Consider the following 23,266-nt stretch of genomic DNA (forward strand, 5'->3'; position numbering starts at 1 on the left):
AGCGGACCGTCCTCGCGCCTCATCCTGCGGCGGGCGGCCGCGCGCCGGCGCGCGGCGCGGTGTACAGGTGCTCGCCGACGCGTTTGACCAGGCGTGCCATCTCGTAGGCGACCAGGCCGATGTCGGCGGTCACGGCCGTCAGCACGGTCAGGCAGGAGCCGTCGCCCGCGGCGGCCACGAACAGGAAGGCGTCGTCCATCTCCACCATGGTCTGGCGCACGCCGCCGGCCCCGAAGTGCCGGCCCGCGCCCTTGGCCAGGCTGTGGAAGCCGGAGGCGACGGCGGCGAGGTGTTCCGCGTCCTCACGGCGCAGATCGGTGGACGCGCCCACGGCGAGCCCGTCGTTGGACAGCACCACGGCGTGCCGCACCTCGGCCACGCGCAGCACCAAGTCGTCCAGCAACCAGTCGAGTTCGCCGCCCCGCTGGGCGGCTCTGGTGCTCGGGTCCTGGATCATGCGCGATCTCCTTCGTTGCTGTCGCTGCCCGCTGTGAAATCAGGGCCGGCCCCGCGGCCCGGTTGCCTGCCGCCGCCGCGTGCCCAGCCGTCGCGGTAGGCCGCCATGCGTGCGCGTACGACCTCCGGGGTGCGCTGGTCGTCCGCGAGCGTGCCGGAGGGGCGCCGTTCCGGTTCCTCGGCGCGGTGCCCGCGCAGCTGAGGGGCGAGGCTCGCCTGGCGCACCCGGCGGGGCAGGTCATCCGATGCTTCGACGTCGTCCTCGGGACGGTGCAGGCGCAAGGTGGTCACTCCAGGGGGCGGGGGGTCGGACGCCGGTTCCGCCGCCGCGGCCGGTGCCGACAGCGCCGGCCGCTCGGCGAGGGCGTGCACGGACTCCTTGGGCGGGGTGGCGCCGGGCACGCGCGCGTACTGGCGTGCCACCGGCCGCCGCGGGTCGGCCGCCTCACCGGGGGAACGTTTAGCCGCTTCGGCGTGCAGGAGTGCGGTCGGCAGTAGGACGACGGCCGTCGTGCCGCCGTAAGGCGAGGTGCTCAGTTGCACCTTGACGCCGTGGCGGGCCGCGAGCCTGCTGACCACGAAGAGGCCGAGGCGGTCGCTGTCGAAGAGGTCGAGCGTCTCGGACCGGGCGATGCGCCGGTTGGCCTCGGCCAGGGTCTCCTTGCCCATCCCCAGGCCGCGGTCCTCGACCTCCAGGGCGTAGCCGTTGCCGACGGGTTCTCCCGTGATGCGCACACGCGTGTGCGGTGGGGAGAACTGGGCTGCGTTCTCGACGAGTTCGGCCAGCAGGTGGGTGAGGTCGGCGACGGCCGTGCCCACCACGGACGCCTCGGGGAGCTGCCGTACCTCCACGCGCGCGTAGTCCTCGACCTCGGAGACGGCCGCGCGCACCACGTCGGTCAGCGACACCGGCGTGCGCCAGGCACGGCCGGGCGCCGCGCCGGAGAGGATGATCAGGCTCTCGGCGTGCCGCCGCATCCGGGTGGTGAGGTGGTCGAGCCGGAAGAGGTCGCTGAGTTCGTTCGGGTCGTCGGAGCGGCGTTCCATGCCGTCGAGCAGGGTCAGCTGGCGGTGGACGAGGACCTGGCTGCGACGGGCGAGGTTGACGAAGACGCCCGAGATGCCGCTGGCGAGTTCGGCGCGCTCGACGGCGGCCCGCAGGGCGGCGCGGTGCACGATGCCGAGGGCCTCGGCGACCTGTCCGGCCTCGTCCTCTGCGGGCGGTCCGGGCGGGGCCTCGGACCGGATGTCGATCTCCTCGCCGGCGCGCAGCTTCCGCATCGCCTCGGGGAGACCGCGCCGGGCGATCTCCAGGGCCCTGTCTCGCAGGCTCACCAGCTCGACGACGAGGCCGCGGCCGATGCGCACGGAGATGACGAGGGAGGCGGCCACGGCGGCGAGACCGAGGAGGACGGCGGCGCCGGCCGGGGTGAGCAGGCCGCGGGTGAACGGATCGGCCCGGCCAGCGACCTCGCGTCCGGCGCCGGACTCGATGGCCCGCATGCCGGCCTGCACGCGTGCGTGTGCGCTGTTCCAGGCGTCCTGCGACGCGGTGGCCCTCAGCGGGCCGGGGGTGCCGGCCAGGACGTGGTACTCGGCGGCGTTGACCGCCCGGTAGGCACTGCTGCGGGCCAGTGCGCGCCAGGTGTCGCGGTCGATGCCGTGCAGGTCGGCGACGGCGATCCCGGTGAGGGTCCTGCGGGTGTCCACCGCTCCGGTGAACAGCCGCAGTCCCGCGTCGCTGAGACCGTGGACGCGGTGCGCGCCGGCCAGTATCGCGTCCTCCTGGGCGAGGGCTTCGCCCGCGCGGGAGAACTCGAGCAGTACGCGCGCGTCGGTGCCGAGGTCGGCGTCCCGGATGCCGCCGAGCGCGCCGTCCACCGCGAACGCGGTGGCGATGGTCCCCGTGTAACCCCCGTACGCGCGCGTCCAGCCGGCGCGGTGGTCCAGTACGGCGCTGCGCAGCGAGTTCAGTTCTCCGGCGCCGGTGACGAACGCCTTGAGCCGCCGGGACACGTCCGCGGGGAGTTCCGTGCCGTCGGCGACGGTGCTGTCGTCCCCGAGCCGCAGCCGGGCCACGGCGCGATCGGTGCGGTCCGCGAGCTGCTTGTAGTCGTCCCTGTGCCGGGGCGAGGGGTCGGTGGCGCAGCGCACAGCGGCGGTGCGTTCGGCCTGCAGGGCGGCGACGGCCTCGGTGACGGGCGTGCGGATCTCCTCGTCGACGCGCTGCAACTGCCGCAGCCCGGAGACGTCCTGGGCGGTGGTGACGGCGGCGTAGGCCCACAGGGCCAGCAGCGAGACGACCGGCACCATCAGCAGGCACACGACCCTGGCCCGGATGGTGCGCGGGCGTATTCGGCGCCGCGTCGCGCGCGGGGGCAGCTCGCCCGGTGCCGTGCCGTCGTACTCCTGCTCGCGTTCGTCGGCCGGCGGTCCGGCGTGGGCGCGCCGACCGCGCGGGAGAGACCCGGGGGGTGTCTCGGCGCCGCTGGTGGACGTCCTACGGGGTGTGCGCATGGACTCCTCGCTCGGGAGTGGTTCGGGATGCGTGCCGTCGCGGCCGGAGCCGCGCCTACGAGGCGGTGCTCTCGACCGGCCGCTGGGCGGAGGCGGCCTCCTCGCGCTTCCCGGTCGTCGGCGACAGCGCGACGAAGGCCGAGGTCAGGAACAGGTAGGAGCCGAGGCCGACGGCGAGGGGGAAGATGAACTGCATCGCCGTGGCCCCGGGCAGGGCCCTGGCGGAGGGCACGACGTGGACCCGCACCGCGAACATCGCGGTGTAGTGCATGCTGGTGACCGCGGCGGCCATGATCAGCGAGGCGACGGCGACGGCGACCGGTGACTTGATGTTGAGCCCCGCCCACAGGGCCGCCGTGGCCGCAACCACGGCGATCACCACGGAGAGCGCGACGAGAGCCGGGTCGTAGGCGACGCGGCCGTGCAGCCGTACCGCGGCCATGCCCAGGTAGTGCATGCTCGCCACGCCGATGCCGGTGGCGAGTCCGCCCAGGAGCAGCGCCCGGGTGCGGTCCTTGCTGTAGCCGACGGCGAAGACTCCGCCGCAGACGACGAGCATGGCGACGAGCAGGCTCAGGAGCGTCAGCGGCACGTCGTAGCGGATGTCGGTGCCGCTGACGCCGAAGCCGAGCATGGCGACGAAGTGCATGGTCCAGATGCCCGTGCCGATGGCGGAGGCGGCGGTGAGGAGCCAGTTGCGGCGTGAGCGTCCGGTGGCGCCGAGAGCGCGGACCGTGCAGCGCAGCCCGAGGGCGGCGCCCGTGCAGGCCATCACGTACGACAGTACGGGGGTCAGCCAGCCGAAGGTGGCATGGTCCAGGTGTCCCATGGCCCCGGGACGCTAGCGGGAGCGCAGGCGCACGAAGGGGGCGCATTTCGAAAGGTGTTGCAATGTGACGCAGCGGTGCGCCTGAAAGACCGCGTCCCGCCCGAACATGCGCACCAGGGCGTCATCCGTGTCGGTGAGGGATCATGCGGATTATGAGCGACGACCACACACACGTGCAGGAGTTCTTCGGCACCCGCGCCGCCGACTGGGACAGCCGGTTCCCCGACGACGGCCCCGCCTACGCCTCCGCGGTCGCCGACCTCGGCCTGCGCGAGGGCGACCGGGTGCTCGACGCCGGCTGCGGCACCGGGCGGGCCCTGACGCCCCTGCGTGCCGCCGTGGGCGCCACGGGAGTGGTCGTGGGGGTCGATCTGACCCCGGCCATGCTCCAGGCCGCCGTAGGGGCGGGCAGGGACCGTGACGGGCGGCTGCTGCTGGCCGACGTGGCCGCGCTGCCGCTGCGGTCGGGGTCGCTGGACGCGGTGTTCGCCGCCGGACTGATCGCGCATCTGCCCCGGCCTGACCAGAACCTGCGGGAGTTGGCGCGCGTCGTCCGTCCCGGCGGGACGCTCGCCCTGTTCCATCCCATCGGCCGGGCGGCGCTCGCGGCGCGCCAGGGCCGCACGATCACTCCGGACGACCTGCGCGCGGAGCCCAACCTGCGGCCGCTGCTGGCCGGTTCGGGATGGCGGATGACGTCGTACGTCGACGAGGACACCCGCTTCCTCGCGCTTGCCGTGCGGGAGGGGTAGACCGGCTCATTCGCCGGCGGTCACGTCCAGGTGCCGGACGGGGCAACCCCGCACGCCCGGAACCGGCCAGGTGCCCAGCCGCTCCAGGCGGTAGCCGTCGGGGTAGCCCTTGACCTCGCGGTTCTGTCGCGCGTGGTGCGGTGTCCGCCGCGGCGGCATCAGACGGACGAGCCGTCCACGCGCGCGTACCCCGCGGTCCACCAACGCGCGCGTGGCGGGGCTCGGCGGCGTGTAGCGGAAGGCCCTCAGGAGGCGGTCGTCGAGCAGCGCGAGAGTCGAGGTGCGCAGGAGGGGAGCCAGCGGGCGCGGATACCAGGAGGTCATCAGGTCGAGCGTGGCGTCGGAGACCCGCCGCGCCCCCGCGTCGAAGGCGAAGTGGGTCTCCTCGTAGGCGTCGAGAAGCGCTTCGAACTCCTCGTGGGACCCGGGGATGCCCTGGATGCCCATGTGGCGGCCGAGGGTGCGGTAGTGCTCGGCCGTGGCGACGATCTCGTGCCGTGACAGCCTGCGCCAGCCATAGGCGTCGATCCACCGCTTGGGCATCACCACGAACGTGCACAGGACGTAGCGCATGTCCTCGTTGGTGATCTCGTAGCTGCGGTGCATCTGGTTGATCCGGCGGATGGCCGTGCGGCCCTCCGCGCTGCGGAAGCCGTGCTCCACGACGGCGTCGAGAAGCAGCGTGGTGTCGTCGTACCGCTTCTGCGCGCGCCCGGTGAGCTCCGCGGTCTCGGCGAGCAACCGGCCGATGGAGGGCACCGCGTACGTCCGGTAGAGGGCGAGTTCGAGCGCGCGGGTGTAGTCCCACGGGAATTCGTAGGCCGAGCTGAGGCGGTAGATCTCGGACGCGTCCCGGTACGGGTCCAGCCGCCGGATCTCCTCGAGCCGTGTGAAGCGCTTCACCGCGTCCTCCCCCTTCTGCCGCCGCGACTGCAACTCTACGTTGAGTAGCAGGAGATGGACGATGGGTCAGGGCAACGACGCAGGGGGAAGGCGATCAGCATGTGGGGCAGGCTGCGCAAGTCCGGTGCCAGATTCCTCACCGCCGCGCGCGCGGGGATGAGCGACGGCCGGGACAAACGTACACACAATCTTTTCGAAGCCGCTGCCGCGTACGTCTCGGCGTGCGCTGAGGACGACCAGGAGCGGATCGACGAGGCGGCGGGCTGGGTGTCGCCGGAGGCGCTGTCCTTCGGGGTCAACGAGCTGGCCTGCCGTGCGCTGATCGCTCTGGCCCGGGAGCGGGACGAGTCACCGCGGGCCGTGGCCCGTACTCTCCTGGGACTTCCGGCGGCCTGACACGCGCGGGAACGAAGGTCGATTCGCCCCGTCCACCCGGAAAACTGCAGCTCCGGGTGCGCTTGTGCGTCGTGACAAGCGCCTTCCGCGCGCATTAGGGTGCGCGCCGTTGGACGAACGATGGGGAGGCTGGGATGGCCGGGACGGACGAAGGCGCCGTCGCCGCCGCGGACGACGCGCTCTATGTGCTCACGGCGGTGCTGTTGACGCCGGCGAAGTTTCCGAGCGTGCTGGGCGACGACTATCCGGAGGCCTGCGCGGCGCTCGGCCTCGCGCCGCTCGCCGACGGATACGGCCTGGTGATCGGCCAGGACGGGGACGGCGCCCGGTGGACCGTCGTCGTCGACGACGTCTCGCTGGTCGCCGTCGCCATCGCGTCGTGGGACTGCGGCATGGAGTACGACCTGTCGCCCGACGAGCGTTCCGTCGTGGCCGCTCTGCCGGGCTGGCCGCTCGCGGTCGCCGTCGCGGCCCCGGGCGTGCCCGAGCCGCACGACCCCGATCCCGAGGTCGCGGAGCGTGCCCCGCTGGCGCCGCCGGACACGACCACCTGGGGTCCGGCCCAGCGGCGCCTCGGCGCCGACGAGATCGCCCTGCAGTGGGCCCTGTGGCGGGAGCAGATCGACGACGGGTCCTTCGCGAACACGGACGGCGCCCCGACGGCCGACGAAGGCTCGCAGAACGCGGAGGAGGCCGGTGAGGCCGATCAGGCCGAGTCGGGCGCCGAGGGCCGGCCGGCGAATCCCCCGGGCCACGACGGGATCCGACGTGTGCTCGCCGAGGCCCGCGCCTACGTCGACTCGCCGCCGCCACTCGGCCGGGTCCGCTCGTCGTTCGCCCCGGGCGACGCGCGCACCCTGCGCGCCGACGGTCCCGGCTGGTCGCTGGTGGCGCGGACCGACGACATCGCGTTCGTGCTGCTCGACGCGGAGCCCGGCGAGGTCCTGCCGGTCGGCCGAGGGCCGGAGCTGCCGGGGCTGCTGGAGGCCCTGGACAAGATGGCCGTACGCCCGAGCTGAGCCGCGAGGCGTCGAGGGTGCTCGAGGGCGCTCCTCCTCTCCCGCGGACACGCTCGGCAGCTGCCGTGGCTCGCCCGTTCCGTGGTGCTCCCCTGAGGCGCAGGGCGGGTGGTAGCTCCCGCCGCCTGTGCTGATTCCCCATACGACAGCCTCATTCCATGGGGTCCCGACCCATGGATGCCCTAAACGCCGAGCCGCACCATGAGGCAGCTCTCGGCGCCCGTCTCCCTCGGGCGCCGTCACCCAGCGCTGCCTCAGGAGGCCCGTCATGCGTCCCATCCGCGGTGTTCCGCTCGCTGCCGCCACGTTGCTCGCGGCGGCCCTGGCCTGGCCGGCCCACGCGTCGGCCGCGGCAGTGGGCGGGGAGCACTGCGCCCGGCAGGAGCGCGTGCGCGTGCCCGGCGCGGCCCTGCAGCGCGGCGCCTGTCTGCCCGACCTGACCACGACCGGGCTGGCCGGGACGCCGTACACCGACTCGGCCGACCAGGCGGGACTCACCGCCGCCGGCACCCGCACTCCGTCGGGCGTGCCAGGGCTGCAGATCGACGGGTACTTCCCGGACTCCTCCCACGTCAACACCACCCACGGCTGGGCGCACGACGCGCAGTTCGTCATCCGGCTCCCCGACCGCTGGAACGGCGGCCTGGTGGTCACCGGCGCGCCGGGCACCCGCAAGCAGTACGCGACGGACAAGGCGATCTCCGACCAGGTGCTCGCCGAGGGCTACGCCTACGCGGCGACCGACAAGGGCAACAGCGGCGCGGACTTCTACCGGGACGGAACACGCCCCGGTGACGCGATCGCCGAATGGAACGCGCGCACCACCCAGCTGACCCGGGCGGCCAAGCGCGCGGTGGCCCAGCGGTACGGTCACGCCCCGCGCCGCACGTACATGACCGGCATCTCCAACGGCGGTTATCTGACCCGGTGGCAGCTCGAGAACCATCCGGAGCTCTACGACGGCGGCGTGGACTGGGAGGGCGCGCTGTGGACCCCGGACGGGCCCAACCTGCTCACCTCCCTGCCCACGGCGGTGGCCCGGACGCTGGGTTCGGCACGGGACGAGGACATGTACGCGGTCGGTTTCGCGCGCGGCTCGGAATTCCTGTGGCCGTACCACGAGAAGGCCTACTGGGGGGTCACGCAGAAGATCTACCGCGCCGAGTTCGATCCCGGTTACGACCCCGACTGCCCCGGTGCGTCCGCCGGAAGCACGGCGGACCGGATCCTGGCGCCGTGCCCCGCCGATGCCGTGTACGACTACGCCGCACGGCCCGCCGCCGTGCACCGGGCGGTGGCGCGTGTGTCGCTCACCGGCCGGATAGGCAGGCCGCTGATCACGCTGCACGGCGACCTGGACGCCCTACTGCCGAAGGCCGCCGACTCGGACGTGTACGCGCGCATGGTGGACGCGAGCGGACGCGGCCCGCTGCACCGCTACTACACGATCGAGGGCGGCACGCACGTGGACGGCCTGTACGACACCTATCCGGACCGGCTGCGACCCATCCTGCCCTGCTACCGGTCGGCCTTCGACTCGCTGGTCTCCTGGGTGGAGAAGGGCACCCGGCCGCCCGCCGACCACACCGTCGCACGGCCCTCGGGCGGCGATGTGGTCGACTCGTGCGCCCTCGCCGATCCGGGCGCTTCGTCGCGGTAGCGCCTCAGCGGCCCAGCTCCTTACGGCTGATGCGACGCAGCCTGCGCCGCTGTGACGGGTCAAGCGTCAGGTACGCGGCCGTCGGGACTCCGATGACTATCAGGACCACCGCCCAGAAGGGCAGCCAGATCCACAGGAAGAGCCCGAGCGCCACACCTCCTATGGCGATCTTCGCGTTCTTCGACATGTGCGTCGCCTCCTTCGCGGCCACTGCCGCTCTCTGTCCTGAAAACGGGCCCGCGCTCCCCGCGGTTCCGGGCCGCGACCCTGAGACGACCCTGAGTCCTGACCCCGACTCGTCCCTGAGAGCCCTTTACGGCCGTGCCGGCCTCAGGGGCTCCCCCACCTCGCGCAGGTGGAGCAGGGCCTGCCGGTAGGAGTCGACGAGCCCGGTCTCCGCGTAGGGGATACCCAACTCCTCGCAGCGCGCGCGCACCAGAGGCCGGGCGAGTCGCAGATGCGGGCGGGGCATGCTGGGGAAGAGGTGGTGCTCGATCTGATAGTTGAGGCCGCCGAGGAACCAGTCGGTCAGCGCTCCGCCGCGGATGTTGCGCGAGGTGAGGACCTGCCGGCGCAGATGCCCCCACCGCTCGCCGGTGGGGTCCGGCATCTCCATGCCCTTGTGGTTCGGGGCGAAGGCCAGTCCAAGGTGCAGACCGAACAGCGCTTGGTGCAGGGCGGCGAAGGCCAGCGCCTTGCCGGGCGACAGCGAGGTGAGCAGCAGCGTCGCGTACGCGGCGACGTGCGCCACCAGGAGGCCGCCCTCGACCGCGCGCTCCCGGAGGGGCTGTCGGCGCAGGTCCTTGAAGCCGTGGACCTTCAGGGCGACGCCTTCGAGAAGGGTGAGCGGGAAGAAGAGCCAGGCCTGGTTGCGGGTGAGCCAGCGGCGGAAGCCCGAACGGTGAGCCGCCTGCGCGGCGGTGAAGACCAGGACGTCGGCGACGACGTCGGGGTCCTTGTCGATGTGGTTGGGGTTGGCGTGGTGGCGGTTGTGCTTGTCGTTCCACCAGGCGTAGCTCATCCCCAGGAGCAGGTTGCCGTGGATCAGGCCGATGGCACGGGCGCGGGTCCTGTCACCGGTGATCTGGGAGTGTCCCGCGTCGTGGCCTATGAACGCGGTGCGGGCGGAGAGGACCGCCAGCGGCGGGGCCAGGAGGAGGGACCACCAGGAGTCGCCGGCGAGGACGACACCGGTGACCACTCCCGCCAGGGCGAGCGCGTTGACGGCGATGCCGAGTGCGTACCAGGTGCGGCGCCGTTCGAGGAGGCCCTGGCCCTTCACCGTACGCAGCAGGAGCGCGAACTCGCTTGCGGAGGGCGGTGCGGCGCGCGCGTGGGGGATCGGGTCGACGACGGCTGTGACGGGCTCGGGCATGACCGGTCTCCGGCTCTGTGGGCAACGGTCTGACCTGGAGAAACGTACGGAACGGCGACGCCTCGCGACCATGGCGCCACCACCCGTGTGCGACCTGGTGTCAGCCCGTGGCACACAGGGGGGCTGGCAGCACCCAGGAGGTGAGGAATTCCCTCGCCCCCGATCCCCGCGGATCTCCTGCCGGGTTGCTGTACTCTCGACCTCCCGATGTCAGTAGTCAAATTTGAGGAGTGCGGTACAGCCGTGCGGAGGACCCCTCTGGCCACACCGTCCGAAGCTCATGAACTGACCCTGTGCAGCGCTGTCTTCCTGCCCGGTGACCCAGCCCGTGACGGCACCGTCGCCTTCTGGCGGCCCGACGGCGCCGCCCCTCCGTCCCCCGCCGCCGGACACGTCCGGGAGGTGGGCCTCGTCCTGCCGGGCGAGCACGGTCTCGAACGGGTCGACGTGCCCGCCACCGTGCTGCCGGTGCGGGCGGCCCTGCCGGTCCTCACGCGCGCGCATGGCGACGCGCACGGGCCCCGGGCGACCGTGTTCTGGGGCGCCGCGGGCATGTTCGCCCTCCACCTGGTGGCACGCGGACTGCTGCTGCCCGGTCTGTCGCCCGGCGACCACGACGCCTGGCGTGTCGGTCCGCTGTCCCCGGAGGACGCCGAGCGCGTGCGCCGACTGGCCGCCGCGATGCCGCCGGAGGCGCACGCCACACCACTGAGCGGCACCGGGCCCTGGCGTCTCCCGGACCCGGAACGGCTGCTGCGCGCCTTCCTGGACTCGGTCGCCGACACCTTGCCGCGCTCCCCCGCGGCACCGCTGGTGACCGGCGGCCCCGCCTACGCGGCCCGCGAAGCCCGGCGCATGCCGGAGCTGCGCGACTGGGCCGCCGACATCGCGTCCGGCCACGACGCCGGTGTCCGGCTGTCATTGCGGATCGAGATGACCGGCCTCGCGGACCCGGCCGTGGACGACGCGGCGGTCACGTTCCGGGCGGTGCCGCAGGTGCACGGGGTGAACGATCCGGGGCTCGTCGCGGATGCCGCCGACGTGTGGGACGCCGCCGCCGACACCGCTATGGGATTCGGTCCTCGTGCGCGACTGGACACCGTGGTGGCGCTGCGCCGTGCGGCGCGAGCCTGGCCGCCGCTCACCCCGCTGCTGTCGGAAAGCGTGCCGGAGGCGGTCGAGCTCGCCGACGAGGAGATCACCGACCTCCTCTCCGAGGGAGCGCGGGCGCTCGCCGCGGCCGGTGTCGACGTGCACTGGCCGAAGGAGCCGGCCCGCGGGCTGACCGTCGGCGCGGTGATCGGTCCGCCGGACGACGAGGCGACGGCCCGCCGGGGCGAGTACGACGCCCCGGCGTCGCTGTCCGCCGACGCGCTCCTCGCCTTCGACTGGCGCTTCGCACTGGGCGACCGGCGGCTGACGAGGCAGGAGCTGGACCAGCTCGCCGAGGCCAAGCGCCCTGTCGTGCGCCTGCACGACCAGTGGGTCCTCGTCGACCCCCGGGAAGTCCAGCGGGCCCGCGCGCGACAGGATCACCGGATCACGCCCGTCGACGCCCTCAGAGCCGCCCTGACGGGCTCCACGGAGGTCGACGGCCACATGGTCGCCGTACACCTCACGGGCCGGCTGGAAGCCCTGCGCGAGCGGCTCGCGGATCCCGAGGCCCACGAGACCGTCGGACAGCCCGCCGCGCTCGCGGCCACACTGCGGGACTACCAGGTGCGGGGCCTGAGCTGGCTGGTCCGGATGACCTCGCTCGGTCTGGGCTGCTGTCTCGCCGACGACATGGGGCTCGGCAAGACGATCACGCTCATCGCCCTGCATCTGCACCGGCAGGCCGAGACACCCACGGCCGGTCCCACCCTCGTGGTGTGTCCGACGTCGCTGATGGGCAACTGGCAGCGGGAGATCGAGCGGTTCGCACCCGGCACGCCCGTGCGCCGCTTCCACGGCCCCGGCCGCGGCCTGGACGGCGTGGGCGACGGAGAGTTCGTGCTTACCACGTACGGCACGCTGCGCCTGGACGCCCGCGCACTCGGGGAGGTGCCCTGGGGCATGCTCGTCGCGGACGAGGCACAGCACGTGAAGAACCCGTACTCCGCGACCGCGCGACAGCTGCGTTCCATCGGCGCACGCGCACGCGTGGCGCTCACCGGCACCCCGGTGGAGAACAACCTGTCGGAACTGTGGGCGATTCTCGACTGGACGACCCCGGGGCTGCTCGGCCGGCTCGGCACCTTCCGCGGCCGCTACGCGCGGGCCGTCGAGGGCGGCGGGGACCCGGCCGCCGCCGAGCGGCTCGCGCGGCTGGTACGGCCGTTCCTGCTGCGGCGGCGCAAGGCGGACCCGGGCATCGCGCCGGAGCTGCCACCGAAGACGGAGACGGACCGCGCCGTGTCGCTCACCGAGGAACAGGCGGCGCTCTACGAGGCGGTGGTGCGCGAGACGCTGGCGAAAATCTCCGGAGCCGACAGCATGGCGCGGCGCGGCCTGATCGTGAAGCTGCTGACGGGGCTGAAGCAGATCTGCAACCATCCGGCGCAGTTCCTCAAGGAGGAGCTGCCGACGACCGGCGGGCGCTCCGGGAAGCTGGAACTGCTGGACGAACTGCTCGGCACCGTCCTCTCCGAGGGGGCGAGCGTTCTGGTCTTCACCCAGTACGTGCGCATGGCACGCCTGCTGGAACGGCATCTGACGGCACGCGGGGTGCCTTCCCAGCTCCTGCACGGCGGCATCTCCGTCGCAGGACGGGAGGCGATGGTGCGGCGGTTCCAGGACGGCGAGGTGCCCGTCTTCCTGCTGTCGTTGAAGGCCGCGGGCACGGGCCTGAACCTCACGCGGGCCGAGCACGTCGTGCATTACGACCGCTGGTGGAACCCGGCCGTCGAGGCCCAGGCGACCGACCGGGCGTACCGGATCGGCCAGAACCGGCACGTCCAGGTGCACCGGCTGATCGCGGAGGGGACCGTCGAGGACCGCATCGCCGAGATGCTGGCCCACAAGCAGGAGCTCGCCGAGGCGGTGCTGGGCTCCGGCGAGGCGGCTCTCACCGAGCTGACGGATGCCGAACTGGCCGATCTGGTAAGGCTGCGAGGGAGCGCACGATGAGCCGGCACGACGCAGACACCGAGCGCACGTTCGCGCCGCAGCCACCCGCGCACGGGCAGGCTTTCGCGCGAACGTGGTGGGGCCGATCCTGGTTGAACGCCCTGGAGGACGCGGCGCTGGACTCGGCTCAGCTCAAGGCCGGGCGCCGCCTCGCCCGCTTGGGAGGCGTGGGTGCGGTGTCCGTCCGGCCGGGGCGCATCACCGCCGTGGTCCAGGATCGCGACGGCAGTGCGTACCGCGCCGACGTGCTGTTGGCGGTACTCGACGACGACCAGTGGAACCGCCTGCTGGACATGACGGTCGAGCGGGCCGGACATGTCGCGGCCCTTCTGGATCGCGACATGCCGCCGCACCTGGTCGAGGACGCGGCCGCCGCCGGTGTCGACCTGCTGCCGGGCATGGGCGACCTTGAGGCGCGGTGCGACTGCGACGCCTGGGATCACTGCGGACACACCGCGGCCCTGTGCTACCAGGTTGCACGCCTGCTGGACGAGGCTCCACTGGCCCTGCTCCTGATGCGAGGACGGGGCGAACGGGCATTGTTGACCGGCCTTCAGGCCCGCAGTGCGTCACCTGCGGCGGAAGCGTCCACGGACGAGGGCGTGGACGCCGCGGAGGCGTACGCGGCCGGCGGCATCCTGCCGTCGCTGCCCGCCCTGCCGGACCTGCCCGCGGAACCCGGCACACCGCCCTCGCTCGACACCGACACCCCGCCCGCCGCGGGCATCGATCCGGGCGCACTCCGTCATCTGGCGGCGCGGACCGCCGCGGAGGCGCATGAGCTGCTCGCCGAGGTACTGCATGCGGAAGTGGAACCGCAGTGCGCAGTGGAAGAGTTGACGGTCCCTCAGGACGCGGTGCGGCTGGCCCTCGGCGCGCCCTCGGAGGCCGTGGCGGACCGGCTGGCCGAGGGCTCCGGACGTGACCGCGAGGGGCTGGCGCTGGCCACGCGCGCGTGGGAGCTCGGCGGCGCGGCCGCGTCGGCGGTGCTGGAGGAGGAGTGGACCGTCTCGGGCGAAACACTCACCCGCGCGCGTGCCGCCCTGGAGGGGGCGTGGGACGACGAGGAGCGGCCGTCGCTACGGGCCGTCGGCAACCGGTGGACGGTCGTGGAGGCGCCGGCCCAGTTGCGGCTGGGGCGGGACGGGCGCTGGTGGCCGTATCGCGAGGAGCGCGGGCGTTGGGTGCCCGCCGGCGGGGCGTCCTGGGACCCGGCGACGGCACTGGCCTCACTGGACGCGGCAGAGGAGGAGGGCTGACGGGCGGGGCCTCCCTCGATCCGGCCCGCGAGGGGTGCCGTGTCCGACGACGGTCACGGCAGCTGGACGCTGCCCAAGGACGGGATGAGCGACTCGATGCCGCTCGGGATCTCGCTCGGCAGTCGACTGGGCAGCTTCGACGGCAGTGCGCTGGGCAGCTTCGTCGGGAAGCCACGGGACGCCGACGGTGAGCCGCCGGCACCGGTGCCGCCGTGGGTCGGCGACTTCTTGCCCGGTGAGCCGTCGTGCCGGGAGGTGGCCATGAGCACCACGACGGCCACGGCCACGATCGCGGCGACCGCCACCAGCAGGACGGAGAACGGGCCTCGCCGCCGTCCTGACCCCGGTGGCGGGTCCGGCTCCTGCGGCGGTCGGGGGCCCGACGGCCGGTCGTCGTAGGAGGGCGGTCCGAAGCCGCCGCCCGGAGGCGGCGTGTCGCCCGGTGGTCCGGGTGGGCGAGGCGGTACCGGCGGCATGGCCATACCGTCCAGAGTCGCCTCGAAGCGGAGGACGTGCGAGCCCCGCACGGAACTTGATACGGCCCCATTCCGTGGACCGTACGATTCCGGTGCATTCCGTGCGGAGCCCGTTCACCGACACGCGCGTGTGTGTGATCAGCCGCGCGCCCCCAGCAGGTGGTCCATCGCCAGCTGGTCGAGCCGCTCGAAGGCCATCCCGCGCGCGGCGGCCGCCTCGGCGTCGAACTCCTCGAACGCGCTGCGGTCGGCCAGGAGCGCCTCCAGGCCGTCCGCGGCGGTCTGCTCGGCGAGCTGGTCCAGCCGCGAGGCGCGCAGGGCCTCCTGCACCTCGGGGTCGGCGCGGAAGGCGGCGGCGCGCTCCTTGAGGATCAGGTAGTTGCGCATGCAGCCCGCGGCCGACGCCCAGACGCCGTCGAGGTCCTCGGTCCGCGGCGGCTTGAAGTCGAAGTGCTTCGGGCCCGCGTAGCCGGCGCTCTCCAGGAGGTCGACCAGCCAGAACGCGGCACGCAGGTCGCCGGCGCCGAAGCGCAGGTCCTGGTCGTACTTGATGCCGGACTGGCCGTTGAGGTCGATGTGGAACAGCTTGCCCGCCCACAGGGCCTGCGCGATGCCGTGCGGGAAGTTCAGGCCGGCCATCTGCTCGTGGCCGACCTCGGGGTTGACGCCGTACATCTCGGGGCGCTCAAGGCGCTCGATGAAGGCGAGGGCGTGGCCGACGGTGGGCAGCAGGATGTCGCCGCGCGGCTCGTTCGGCTTGGGCTCGATGGCGAACTTCAGGTCGTAGCCCTGGGAGACCACGTACTCGCCGAGGAGGTCGAAGGCCTCCTTCATGCGGTCCAGGGCGACCCGTACGTCCTTGGCGGCGCCGGACTCGGCGCCCTCGCGGCCGCCCCAGGCGACGTAGGTCTTCGCGCCCAGCTCGACGGCGAGGTCGATGTTGCGGATGGTCTTGCGCAGGGCGTAGCGACGCACGTCGCGGTCGTTGGCGGTGAACGCGCCGTCCTTGAAGACCGGGTGGGTGAAGAGGTTCGTCGTGGCCATCGGCACGGTCATGCCGGTCGTGTCGAGGGCCTGGCGGAAGCGCTTGATGTGCGACTCGCGCTCGCTGTCGGAGGATCCGAAGGGGATCAGGTCGTCGTCGTGGAAAGTGACGCCGTAGGCGCCGAGCTCGCTCAGGCGCTGCACCGTCTCGACCGGGTCGAGGGCACGCCGCGTGGCGTCGCCGAACGGGTCCCTTCCCTGCCAGCCGACGGTCCACAGGCCGAAGGTGAACCTGTCCTCGGGGGTGGGCTGGTAGCTCATGCCGCGGCTCCTTGCTTCACAGACTGTCGGGCGGACCATGAAGAACTATTTCGTCATGGCCGTTTACAAATTAGTATGCGGACGCAGCCCTGGGAAGAGTCCAGGGGGTCTGTCACAGAACATCCCGCTGAGCCGCGGAAGAGGGAGAGCTCGATGTCAGCAGCCGAGGGACCGCTCGTCGTCGGCGTGGACACGTCCACCCAGTCCACCAAGGCGCTCGTCGTCGACGCGGCCACCGGCCAGGTCGTCGCGAGCGGCCAGGCCCCCCACACGGTCTCCTCCGGGGCCGGCCGCGAGAGCGACCCGCGCCAGTGGTGGGACGCCCTGTGCGAGGCGCTGCGCCAGTGCGGCGACGCGGCGCACGAGGCAGCCGCCGTGTCGATCGGCGGTCAGCAGCACGGCCTGGTCACGCTGGACGAGCGGGGCGAACCGGTGCGCCCCGCCCTGCTGTGGAACGACGTGCGCTCGGCCCCCCAGGCCCGCCGTCTGATCGAGGAGCTCGGTGGCCCGAAGGCCTGGGCGGAGCGCACCGGCAGCGTCCCCGGCCCGTCGTTCACGGTCACCAAATGGGCGTGGCTGGCCGAGAACGAGCCGGAGGCGGTCCGCGCCACCCGGGCGGTGCGTCTGCCCCACGACTACCTCACCGAGCGTCTGACGGGACAGGGCACCACCGACCGCGGCGACGCCTCGGGCACGGGCTGGTGGGCGTCCGGGACGGAGGCGTACGACGAGGAGACCCTCGCGCACGTCGGGCTGGACCCCGCCATGCTGCCCCGCGTGGTGCGGCCGGGCGAGGTGGCGGGCACCGTGCGCGACAGCCACGACCTGCCGTTCTCCAAAGGCACCCTGGTCGCGCCGGGCACGGGCGACAACGCGGCGGCCGCGCTGGGCCTCGGGCTGCGGCCCGGCGCCCCCGTGCTCAGCCTCGGCACGTCGGGCACCGTGTACGCCGTCTCCTGGCGCCGCCCGGCCGACCCCACCGGCACCGTCGCGGGCTTCGCCGACGCCCACGGCGACTGGCTGCCACTGGCCTGCACCCTGAACTGCACCCTCGCCGTCGACCGCGTCGCCGCCCTGCTGGGCCTCGACCGCGAGGCAGTGGAACCGACCGGCGTCACTCTGCTCCCCTACCTGGACGGCGAGCGCACCCCGAACCTGCCCGGCGCATCGGGGCTGCTGCACGGCCTGCGTCACGACACGACCGCCGGCCAGCTCCTGCAGGCCGCCTACGACGGTGCCGTGCACTCCCTGCTCGGCGCGCTCGACCTCGTCCTCGACGCGGACGCGGACCGCTCCGTGCCGCTGCTGCTGATCGGTGGCGGCGCTCGCGGCCGGGCCTGGCAGGAGACCGTACGACGGCTGTCGGGCCGGGCGGTGCAGGTGCCCGAGGCCAAGGAGCTGGTCGCGCTGGGCGCCGCGGCGCAGGCGGCGGGGCTGCTGACCGGCGAGGACCCGGCCGCGGTCGCCCGGCGCTGGAACACGGCCGCGGGGCCGGTGCTCGATGCCGTGGAGCGGGACGACCAGACGCTGGAAAGGATCGCCGGGGTACTCTCCGACGCGGCCCCGCTGCTGGAGCGGAGCACCGAGAACGGCTGAGGACGGGGGCATGAGCGCACCGCTGCACGAGGTACACCCGGCCGGGCCCGGCCGGGCACTGCCGGACACCCAGCAGGGCATGCGCCGCCGCAACCTGGCCCGGGTGATGCACACCGTCAGCGCCGACGGCCCGCTCTCCCGCGCCACCGTGGCCTCCCGCATCGGACTGACCCGGGCGGCGGTGTCGAGCCTCGTCGACGAGCTCATACGCTCGGGCCTGCTCGAAGAGCTGGGCCCCGAGCGGCCCGGCCGGGTGGGCCGCCCCGGCTCGGCACTCGCCGTCAGCGCGCACGGCCCCGCCGGCATCGGCGCCGAGGTCGGTGTCGACCATCTCGCGGTGTGCGCGGTCGACCTGCGCGGACAGGTGCGGGCGAAGGCCGTCCGCCACGGCGCGAACCGCGGCCGCTCCCCCGAGCCGGTGATCGCGGAACTCACCGAACTGGTGCACCGGGTCGTCGCAGAGGCACAGGGCGAGAGGCTGTGGCCCGCGGGGCTCGCGGTGGCCGTGCCCGGCCTGGTGGCCCGCGACGCCCGCACCGTCGTCCGCGCCCCGAACCTGGAATGGCAGGACACCGACCTGGGCGCGCTGCTGCCGCCCGACTGGCCGCTGACCGTCGGAAACGAGGCAAACTTCGGCGCGCTCGCCGAACTCTGGCTCGGCGAGGGCACGCCGCGCGACTTCCTGCACGTGTCCGCGGAGATCGGCATCGGTGCCGCGGTCGTCGTGGCCGGCGGGTTGCTGCGCGGGACTCGTGGGTTCGCCGGCGAGCTGGGACACGTGCCGGTGCGTCCGGAAGGACCCCCCTGCCCCTGCGGCGGCCGGGGATGCCTGGAGCAGTACGCCGGTGAGGAGGCGGTGCTGCGGGCGGCGGGACTGGAACCCGGCGAGGATCGCGTCGGCCTGCTCGCGAACCGGGCCGCCGACGGTGACATCGAGGTACGGCGGGCCCTGCACGACGCCGGTGAGGCACTCGGCATAGCCCTGACGGGGGCGGTCAACCTGCTGGATCCCGAGGGCGTGGTGCTGGGCGGCGCGCTGGCCGGACTCGCGCCGTGGCTGCTGCCGTCGCTGGAGGCCGAGCTGGCCCGGCGCACCGCCGGCCCCGCCTGCCCGGTGACGGTGTCGGGCCTCGGTTCCGAGGGCCCGCTCCTGGGCGCCGCGCACTCGGTGGTACGGGCAGTCCTCGACGATCCGGCGGCGGTGGCGGAGCGGGCGTGACCCCGATCGCGCCGCTCGGAGGACTGGCCCGCGGTATCGCCCAGGCGCCGGACCACGGCTGAACCCGACCGCGGCACCGGGCCCGAACCACCGCACCGGCGGCGGTGGCGGAACGCGGTAGACCGACCGCGCCACCCCGTCCACGGCCCCGAACCACCGCGCCGAGGGTGCCGGATCACGCCCGCTTCACCCGTTCGAGTGGCCGAGTTATCCACATCCGCGGCGTCGTCCACCGAAGCACGCCATGCCCTTCTGCCCATCCCGAGTGCGCCGTACCGTGAATCACGCGAGGCGCAGCCGTCGGTGTCGAGGGCGTCGGGCAAGTCGGCGCGGGTTAAGGGGGATTCACTTGTCGGGGGAATCGGGGGCGGGGCTCAGGCGCGACGCGATCGGACTGCGCGAGGTGCTGTCCCAGAGCATCACGGCCATGGCCCCGGCCGCGGCGGTCGCTGCGTCCATTGCGTCCGGCGCGGCGTTCGCGGGAGGCAGTCTGCCCCTCGCGGTGCTGATCGCGCTGGTCGCCTGTCCGTTCACCGCTTCCCGCATGGCCGAGTTGGCCCGGGAACTCCCGGCGGCCGGCTCGGTGTCCACGTACGCGGCACAGGGGCTGCACCCCGTCGTCGGGTTCCTGGTGGGCTGGGGGTACGTCTTCGTGGAGGCGCTCGTCCCACCCCTGCCGCTTCTTCAGCTCGGCTTCACCACGGCGGGCACGCTGCACCAGGAGTGGTCCTCGTACCCGGCGGACCTGTGGTGGCCGTGGGCCCTCGCGGGAGGAGCGGTCATCACGGCCGCGGGCTTCGCCGTCCTCCACCCGCGGTACCGCTCCCCCGTCGCCGGCATCGCCGTACAGAGTGCCGTGGCGGTCGGTGCGGTGCTCGGACTGGGGCTCGGCTACGACCCGGTGACTGCCTTCCTGCTGCTCACCACGCTGATCGTGACCGTCGTGATCGGCGTGTACATCGTGGTGAACCTCGCCTGCGCGGGCTACTTCCTGCGTCGCGGGCGGGAATCGCTCAAGCCGGTGCGGCATCTGCTGCTGCCCGCGCTGGGTATCGCCGCGTTCGTTCCCGCGTTGCTGACCGCCGCCGGCCTGCCCGTCTTCGACTTCGTCACCCAACTGACCGCTCCGGTGTCCTACGGCGGACCGATAGTCGGCATATGGATGGCCGCGGGAATCGTGGTGCTGGTCGTACTGATGCGGCGCCATCCCGGGCGCATAGCCGAGACCGCCCGCGTCTACCTCGACGAACCCGCCCCCACCCATCCCGCCGATCCCGCCGATCCCGCGCAGAACGGAGCGACACACCGATGAGCGACGCCCGCATCCTCACCGTCCGGCCCCAACCGGGCGAGTACGCCTGGACGTTCGGCGGCGCACCGCCCGTGGCACGCGTGACGCCCGGCACGGTCCTCGACCTGTACACGGAGGACTGCTTCGCCGGGCGGGTTCGGTCCGAGAAGGACCTGGTGTCCGAGGTCTGCGAGTTCCCGTTCCTCAATCCGCAGACCGGACCGTTCCACGTGGAGGGCGCCGAGCCGGGAGACACCGTCGCCGTGCACTTCGTGTCGATCGAACCGGCGCGCGACTGGGCCGCGTCGACCACCGTGCCCCTGTTCGGCGCGCTCACCTCCACCCACGCCACGGCTACGCTGCAGCCGCCGCTGCCGGAGACCGTGTGGATCTGGCAGCTCGACCTCACCCGGCGCACGGCGCTGTTCCGGGCGCACGACAGCGACATCGAGGCCGAACTGCCCCTCGACCCCATGCACGGGACGGTGGGCGTCGCGCCCGCGAACCTGGAGGTCCGCTCCGCGCTGGTGCCCGACGCGCACGGCGGCAACATGGACACGCCGGAGATGCGGGCCGCCGTCACCTGCTATCTCGGGGTGAACGTGGAAGGGGCGCTGCTCAGTCTGGGCGACGGGCACGCCCGGCAGGGCGAGGGCGAGACCTGCGGGGTCGCCGTCGAGTGCGCCATGAACACCGTGGTGATCGTCGAGCTGCTCAAGGGAGTGGCCACGCCCTGGCCGCGCATCGAGTCGGACACGCACCTCATCTCGACCGGCTCGGCCCGCCCGCTCGAGGACGCGTTCCGGATCTCGCAGCTCGACCTGGTGCAGTGGCTGGTGCGCGACTACGGGTTCAGTGAGCTGGACGCGTACCAGTTCGCCACCCAGGCGGTGGAATCACCGCTGGCCAACGTGTGCGACACCAACTACACGTGTGTGGCCAAGATCCGCAAGCAGTGGCTGCCCGAGCGCGAGACTTACCGCGGGATGCACGCCCGGCTTCGCGAGACCGCCGCCGCGCTGCGGCGCTGAGCGGGCCCACCCCGTCCCCCCACACGAAAGGTACGGCTCGATGGAGCGAGCAAGACCCGGCATCTCCAGAAGACGGTTCCTCAAGGGGGCCGCGCTGGCCGCCGTTCCGTACGTGCTGCTGCCCGACGCGCGGGCCGACGCCGACGTACAGGCCGTCGACTACCCGACAGCGGAATGGCAGCCCGCGACGACCTCCAACTACACGGCGTCCAACCGGCCGACGTCCTATCCGCTCGACTACGTGATCATCCACGTCACCCAGGAGACCTACGCGGACACCCTCGCCATCTTCCAGAACTCCACGAAGGCGGTGTCCGCTCACTACCTGGTGCGCTCGGCGGACGGGCACGTGGCGCAGTGCGTCCGGGAGAAGGACGTCGCCTGGCACGCGGGCAACTGGGACTACAACACCCGCAGCATCGGCATCGAGCACGAGGGCTGGGTGGACAAACCCACCTATTTCACCGATGCCCTGTACGAGCAGTCGGCCAAGCTGACGGCGGCGGTCTGCGCCAAATACGGTATCCCGAAGGACCGGGCGCACATCATCGGCCACTACGAGGTTCCCGGCACGGACCACACCGACCCCGGGCCCGACTGGGACTGGACGCGTTTTATAAGGATGGTCAACTTCGCGTGATCCGGCGGGATGGCGCACCTTTCGGCTGGCTCGACGCACGAGGGACCTGTTCGCTTGATGCACGAGGGATCGGCGCGCCGTCCGGGTGATCGTGGTCGAAACGGTTGTCGGGACGCGTACCCCGAGTGACGATGTCCCCAGCCGCATCGTTTTCCGGGGAGGCCGAGTTGACCGATCCGTGGGTGGCCCTGGAGCCGGGGGCCGACCTCACCGAGCGCACACGGATGCTGCGCCGGGCGCACGAGACGTTCACCGAGGCGGGCACCGTGACCCGCCCGGTGCGTTCCGTCGTGGCCGAGTCGTGGCGGCGTTCGGCGCGGGCCGGTGTGGGACCCGACGGACTGGCGGACGTGGACCTGATGGACGGCGACCTCGGCGCCTACCGGGCCGAGCATCCGCTGGCGCGGGTGATGCCGCTGTTCCGGGAGCTGATGGGGACGTTCGCCGCCGACGGCGAGCATCTGCTGGCGGTGTGCGACGCACACGGCAGGCTGCTGTGGGTCGAGGGCCATCCGACGACCCGGCGGCACGCGGGACGGATGAACTTCGTACCGGGCGCCCGGTGGGCGGAGAACGCGATGGGGACGAACGCGCCGGGGACCGCGGTCGCCGTGGACCGGCCGGTGCAGGTGTTCGCGGCCGAGCACTTCATCCGGCGGGTACAGCCCTGGACCTGCGCGGCGGCACCGGTGCACGATCCGCGGACCGGGCGGGTGCTCGGCGCCGTGGACATCACCGGTGGCGACGGGCTGGCGCATCCGCACAGCCTGGGCTTCGTGCAGGCCGTGGCGCGGGCCGCCGAATCGCAGCTGGCGCTGCTCGTGCCGGAGCGTCCCGGCACCGACACGCCCGAGCTGACCGTGCTGGGCCGGGACGAGGCCCAGTTCCGCATCGACGGGCGCAGGATCCGGCTCAGCCGCCGGCACAGCGAGATCCTCGTGCTGCTGGCGCGACGCCCGGAGGGGCTGACCGGCGACGAGCTGTTGTGCGCGCTGTACGAGGACGAGTCGGTGACGCCGGTGACGTTGCGTGCCGAACTGGCCCGGCTGCGCAGGGTCCTGGGACCGGGGCTGCTGGCCTCGCGGCCCTACCGGCTGACGGTACCGGTGGAGTGCGACGTCGCCGTGGTCGAGCGACGGCTGGAGACAGGGGCGGTCACGGCGGCCGCGAGGGCGTACGCGGGACCGCTGCTGCCCGGTTCGCACGCCCCGGCGGTGGTGCGGCTCAGGCAGCGCCTCGCCGACGGCCTGCGCACGGCGCTGATCGCCCGCCGTGACCCGGACCTCCTCGCGGACTGGGCGCACGCGCCCTGGGGCGAGGACGACCTCGACGTGTGGCGGGCGCTCGCCGCGGTACGCCCGACGCCGGCGGTACGGTCGCGGCTGACGGCACTGGAGACGGAACTGGCGGCACCGACGGCGCGCCCGCGCTGAC

Annotated in this window: 20 protein-coding genes; 12 read left to right on the forward strand and 8 right to left on the reverse strand. The window is 73.1% G+C overall.

Annotated features, from left to right (window positions below):
* Positions 1-19: 19 nt before the first annotated feature.
* From LN251_RS34480 to LN251_RS34490, 3 genes are read right to left on the reverse strand one after another with little or no spacing between them, the layout of a single operon-like run.
* Positions 20-457, reverse strand: coding sequence for a roadblock/LC7 domain-containing protein (locus tag LN251_RS34480; RefSeq protein WP_458248064.1), 438 nt, complete (start codon positions 455-457; stop codon positions 20-22).
* Positions 454-2,973, reverse strand: coding sequence for a sensor histidine kinase (locus LN251_RS34485; RefSeq protein ID WP_458248065.1), 2,520 nt, complete (start codon positions 2,971-2,973; stop codon positions 454-456). The genes LN251_RS34480 and LN251_RS34485 overlap by 4 nt, the downstream gene beginning before the upstream one ends.
* A gap of 55 nt (positions 2,974-3,028) precedes the next feature.
* Positions 3,029-3,802: an MHYT domain-containing protein gene (locus tag LN251_RS34490; RefSeq protein ID WP_458248066.1), complete on the reverse strand. Its 774-nt coding sequence runs from the start codon at positions 3,800-3,802 to the stop codon at positions 3,029-3,031.
* A 152-nt stretch (positions 3,803-3,954) separates the two neighbouring features.
* Here LN251_RS34490 and LN251_RS34495 point away from each other — a divergent pair, with 152 nt between their 5' ends.
* A complete protein-coding gene (locus tag LN251_RS34495; protein ID WP_458248067.1) occupies positions 3,955-4,554 on the forward strand; it encodes a class I SAM-dependent methyltransferase in 600 nt (199 codons plus the stop codon).
* 6 nt (positions 4,555-4,560) lie between these two features.
* Here the strand turns inward: LN251_RS34495 and LN251_RS34500 are convergent, their stop codons facing one another.
* Positions 4,561-5,457 (reverse strand): oxygenase MpaB family protein, encoded by an 897-nt coding sequence (locus tag LN251_RS34500; RefSeq protein WP_458248068.1) that lies wholly within the window; start codon positions 5,455-5,457, stop codon positions 4,561-4,563.
* A 99-nt stretch (positions 5,458-5,556) separates the two neighbouring features.
* Between LN251_RS34500 and LN251_RS34505 the strand changes: the two genes are divergently transcribed.
* The 3 genes from LN251_RS34505 (at position 5,557) to LN251_RS34515 (ending at position 8,532) form a co-directional block, all read left to right on the forward strand.
* Positions 5,557-5,853: a hypothetical protein gene (locus LN251_RS34505; protein WP_458248069.1), complete on the forward strand. Its 297-nt coding sequence runs from the start codon at positions 5,557-5,559 to the stop codon at positions 5,851-5,853.
* Positions 5,854-5,987: 134 nt separating this feature from the next.
* The gene (locus LN251_RS34510) at positions 5,988-6,872 is read left to right on the forward strand and encodes a hypothetical protein (protein WP_458248070.1); all 885 of its coding nucleotides are present in this window, start codon (positions 5,988-5,990) and stop codon (positions 6,870-6,872) included.
* A gap of 268 nt (positions 6,873-7,140) precedes the next feature.
* Positions 7,141-8,532 carry a tannase/feruloyl esterase family alpha/beta hydrolase gene (locus tag LN251_RS34515; protein ID WP_458248071.1) on the forward strand — a complete coding sequence of 464 codons (1,392 nt, stop codon included), beginning with the start codon at positions 7,141-7,143 and terminating at the stop codon, positions 8,530-8,532.
* Positions 8,533-8,536: 4 nt separating this feature from the next.
* On the opposite strand, the gene LN251_RS34520 is transcribed toward LN251_RS34515, so the two are convergent.
* Positions 8,537-8,719: a hypothetical protein gene (locus tag LN251_RS34520; protein WP_058928543.1), complete on the reverse strand. Its 183-nt coding sequence runs from the start codon at positions 8,717-8,719 to the stop codon at positions 8,537-8,539.
* Positions 8,720-8,845: 126 nt separating this feature from the next.
* Entirely contained in the window at positions 8,846-9,907 is a 1,062-nt protein-coding gene (locus tag LN251_RS34525) for a fatty acid desaturase family protein (protein WP_458248072.1), read from the reverse strand.
* A 207-nt stretch (positions 9,908-10,114) separates the two neighbouring features.
* On the opposite strand from LN251_RS34525, the gene LN251_RS34530 reads away from it, so the two are divergent.
* The gene (locus LN251_RS34530) at positions 10,115-13,015 is read left to right on the forward strand and encodes an SNF2-related protein (protein WP_458248073.1); all 2,901 of its coding nucleotides are present in this window, start codon (positions 10,115-10,117) and stop codon (positions 13,013-13,015) included.
* Complete coding sequence (locus tag LN251_RS34535; RefSeq protein WP_458248074.1) at positions 13,012-14,274, forward strand: SWIM zinc finger family protein; 1,263 nt, start codon at positions 13,012-13,014, stop codon at positions 14,272-14,274. Before LN251_RS34530 ends, LN251_RS34535 begins: the two co-directional genes overlap by 4 nt.
* 53 nt (positions 14,275-14,327) lie before the next feature.
* Here the strand turns inward: LN251_RS34535 and LN251_RS34540 are convergent, their stop codons facing one another.
* Both LN251_RS34540 and xylA read right to left on the reverse strand, forming a co-directional pair.
* Positions 14,328-14,756, reverse strand: coding sequence for a hypothetical protein (locus tag LN251_RS34540; RefSeq protein ID WP_458248075.1), 429 nt, complete (start codon positions 14,754-14,756; stop codon positions 14,328-14,330).
* Between the two features lie 132 nt (positions 14,757-14,888).
* Entirely contained in the window at positions 14,889-16,055 is a 1,167-nt protein-coding gene (gene xylA, locus LN251_RS34545; RefSeq protein ID WP_403956396.1) for a xylose isomerase, read from the reverse strand.
* 153 nt (positions 16,056-16,208) lie between these two features.
* Between xylA and xylB the strand changes: the two genes are divergently transcribed.
* From xylB to LN251_RS34575, 6 genes are all read left to right on the forward strand, one after another.
* Positions 16,209-17,651: a xylulokinase gene (gene xylB, locus LN251_RS34550; protein ID WP_458248076.1), complete on the forward strand. Its 1,443-nt coding sequence runs from the start codon at positions 16,209-16,211 to the stop codon at positions 17,649-17,651.
* A 10-nt stretch (positions 17,652-17,661) separates the two neighbouring features.
* Entirely contained in the window at positions 17,662-18,870 is a 1,209-nt protein-coding gene (locus tag LN251_RS34555; RefSeq protein ID WP_458248077.1) for an ROK family protein, read from the forward strand.
* A 349-nt stretch (positions 18,871-19,219) separates the two neighbouring features.
* Complete coding sequence (locus LN251_RS34560) at positions 19,220-20,182, forward strand: hypothetical protein (protein ID WP_458248078.1); 963 nt, start codon at positions 19,220-19,222, stop codon at positions 20,180-20,182.
* On the forward strand, positions 20,179-21,192 hold the full coding sequence (locus LN251_RS34565; RefSeq protein WP_458248079.1) for an acetamidase/formamidase family protein: 1,014 nt from the start codon (positions 20,179-20,181) through the stop codon (positions 21,190-21,192). Before LN251_RS34560 ends, LN251_RS34565 begins: the two co-directional genes overlap by 4 nt.
* 40 nt (positions 21,193-21,232) lie before the next feature.
* Entirely contained in the window at positions 21,233-21,832 is a 600-nt protein-coding gene (locus tag LN251_RS34570) for an N-acetylmuramoyl-L-alanine amidase (protein WP_458248080.1), read from the forward strand.
* 167 nt (positions 21,833-21,999) lie between these two features.
* Complete coding sequence (locus tag LN251_RS34575) at positions 22,000-23,265, forward strand: GAF domain-containing protein (protein ID WP_458248081.1); 1,266 nt, start codon at positions 22,000-22,002, stop codon at positions 23,263-23,265.
* The last annotated feature ends 1 nt before the right edge of the window (position 23,266 follow it).

The sequence above is a fragment of the Streptomyces sp. MAI_2237 genome (genome assembly GCF_054189285.1).

What these genes read in the sequence shown, in the direction of transcription:
- LN251_RS34480 (WP_458248064.1), bottom strand. Translation starts at nt 457, where the DNA reads ATGATCCAGGACCCGAGCACCAGAGCCGCCCAGCGGGGCGGCGAACTC.
- LN251_RS34485 (WP_458248065.1), bottom strand. Translation starts at nt 2,973, where the DNA reads ATGCGCACACCCCGTAGGACGTCCACCAGCGGCGCCGAGACACCCCCC.
- LN251_RS34490 (WP_458248066.1), bottom strand. Translation starts at nt 3,802, where the DNA reads ATGGGACACCTGGACCATGCCACCTTCGGCTGGCTGACCCCCGTACTG.
- LN251_RS34495 (WP_458248067.1), top strand. Translation starts at nt 3,955, where the DNA reads ATGAGCGACGACCACACACACGTGCAGGAGTTCTTCGGCACCCGCGCC.
- LN251_RS34505 (WP_458248069.1), top strand. Translation starts at nt 5,557, where the DNA reads ATGTGGGGCAGGCTGCGCAAGTCCGGTGCCAGATTCCTCACCGCCGCG.
- LN251_RS34510 (WP_458248070.1), top strand. Translation starts at nt 5,988, where the DNA reads ATGGCCGGGACGGACGAAGGCGCCGTCGCCGCCGCGGACGACGCGCTC.
- LN251_RS34515 (WP_458248071.1), top strand. Translation starts at nt 7,141, where the DNA reads ATGCGTCCCATCCGCGGTGTTCCGCTCGCTGCCGCCACGTTGCTCGCG.
- LN251_RS34520 (WP_058928543.1), bottom strand. Translation starts at nt 8,719, where the DNA reads ATGTCGAAGAACGCGAAGATCGCCATAGGAGGTGTGGCGCTCGGGCTC.
- LN251_RS34525 (WP_458248072.1), bottom strand. Translation starts at nt 9,907, where the DNA reads ATGCCCGAGCCCGTCACAGCCGTCGTCGACCCGATCCCCCACGCGCGC.
- LN251_RS34530 (WP_458248073.1), top strand. Translation starts at nt 10,115, where the DNA reads ATGTCAGTAGTCAAATTTGAGGAGTGCGGTACAGCCGTGCGGAGGACC.
- LN251_RS34535 (WP_458248074.1), top strand. Translation starts at nt 13,012, where the DNA reads ATGAGCCGGCACGACGCAGACACCGAGCGCACGTTCGCGCCGCAGCCA.
- LN251_RS34540 (WP_458248075.1), bottom strand. Translation starts at nt 14,756, where the DNA reads ATGGCCATGCCGCCGGTACCGCCTCGCCCACCCGGACCACCGGGCGAC.
- xylA (WP_403956396.1), bottom strand. Translation starts at nt 16,055, where the DNA reads ATGAGCTACCAGCCCACCCCCGAGGACAGGTTCACCTTCGGCCTGTGG.
- xylB (WP_458248076.1), top strand. Translation starts at nt 16,209, where the DNA reads ATGTCAGCAGCCGAGGGACCGCTCGTCGTCGGCGTGGACACGTCCACC.
- LN251_RS34555 (WP_458248077.1), top strand. Translation starts at nt 17,662, where the DNA reads ATGAGCGCACCGCTGCACGAGGTACACCCGGCCGGGCCCGGCCGGGCA.
- LN251_RS34565 (WP_458248079.1), top strand. Translation starts at nt 20,179, where the DNA reads ATGAGCGACGCCCGCATCCTCACCGTCCGGCCCCAACCGGGCGAGTAC.
- LN251_RS34570 (WP_458248080.1), top strand. Translation starts at nt 21,233, where the DNA reads ATGGAGCGAGCAAGACCCGGCATCTCCAGAAGACGGTTCCTCAAGGGG.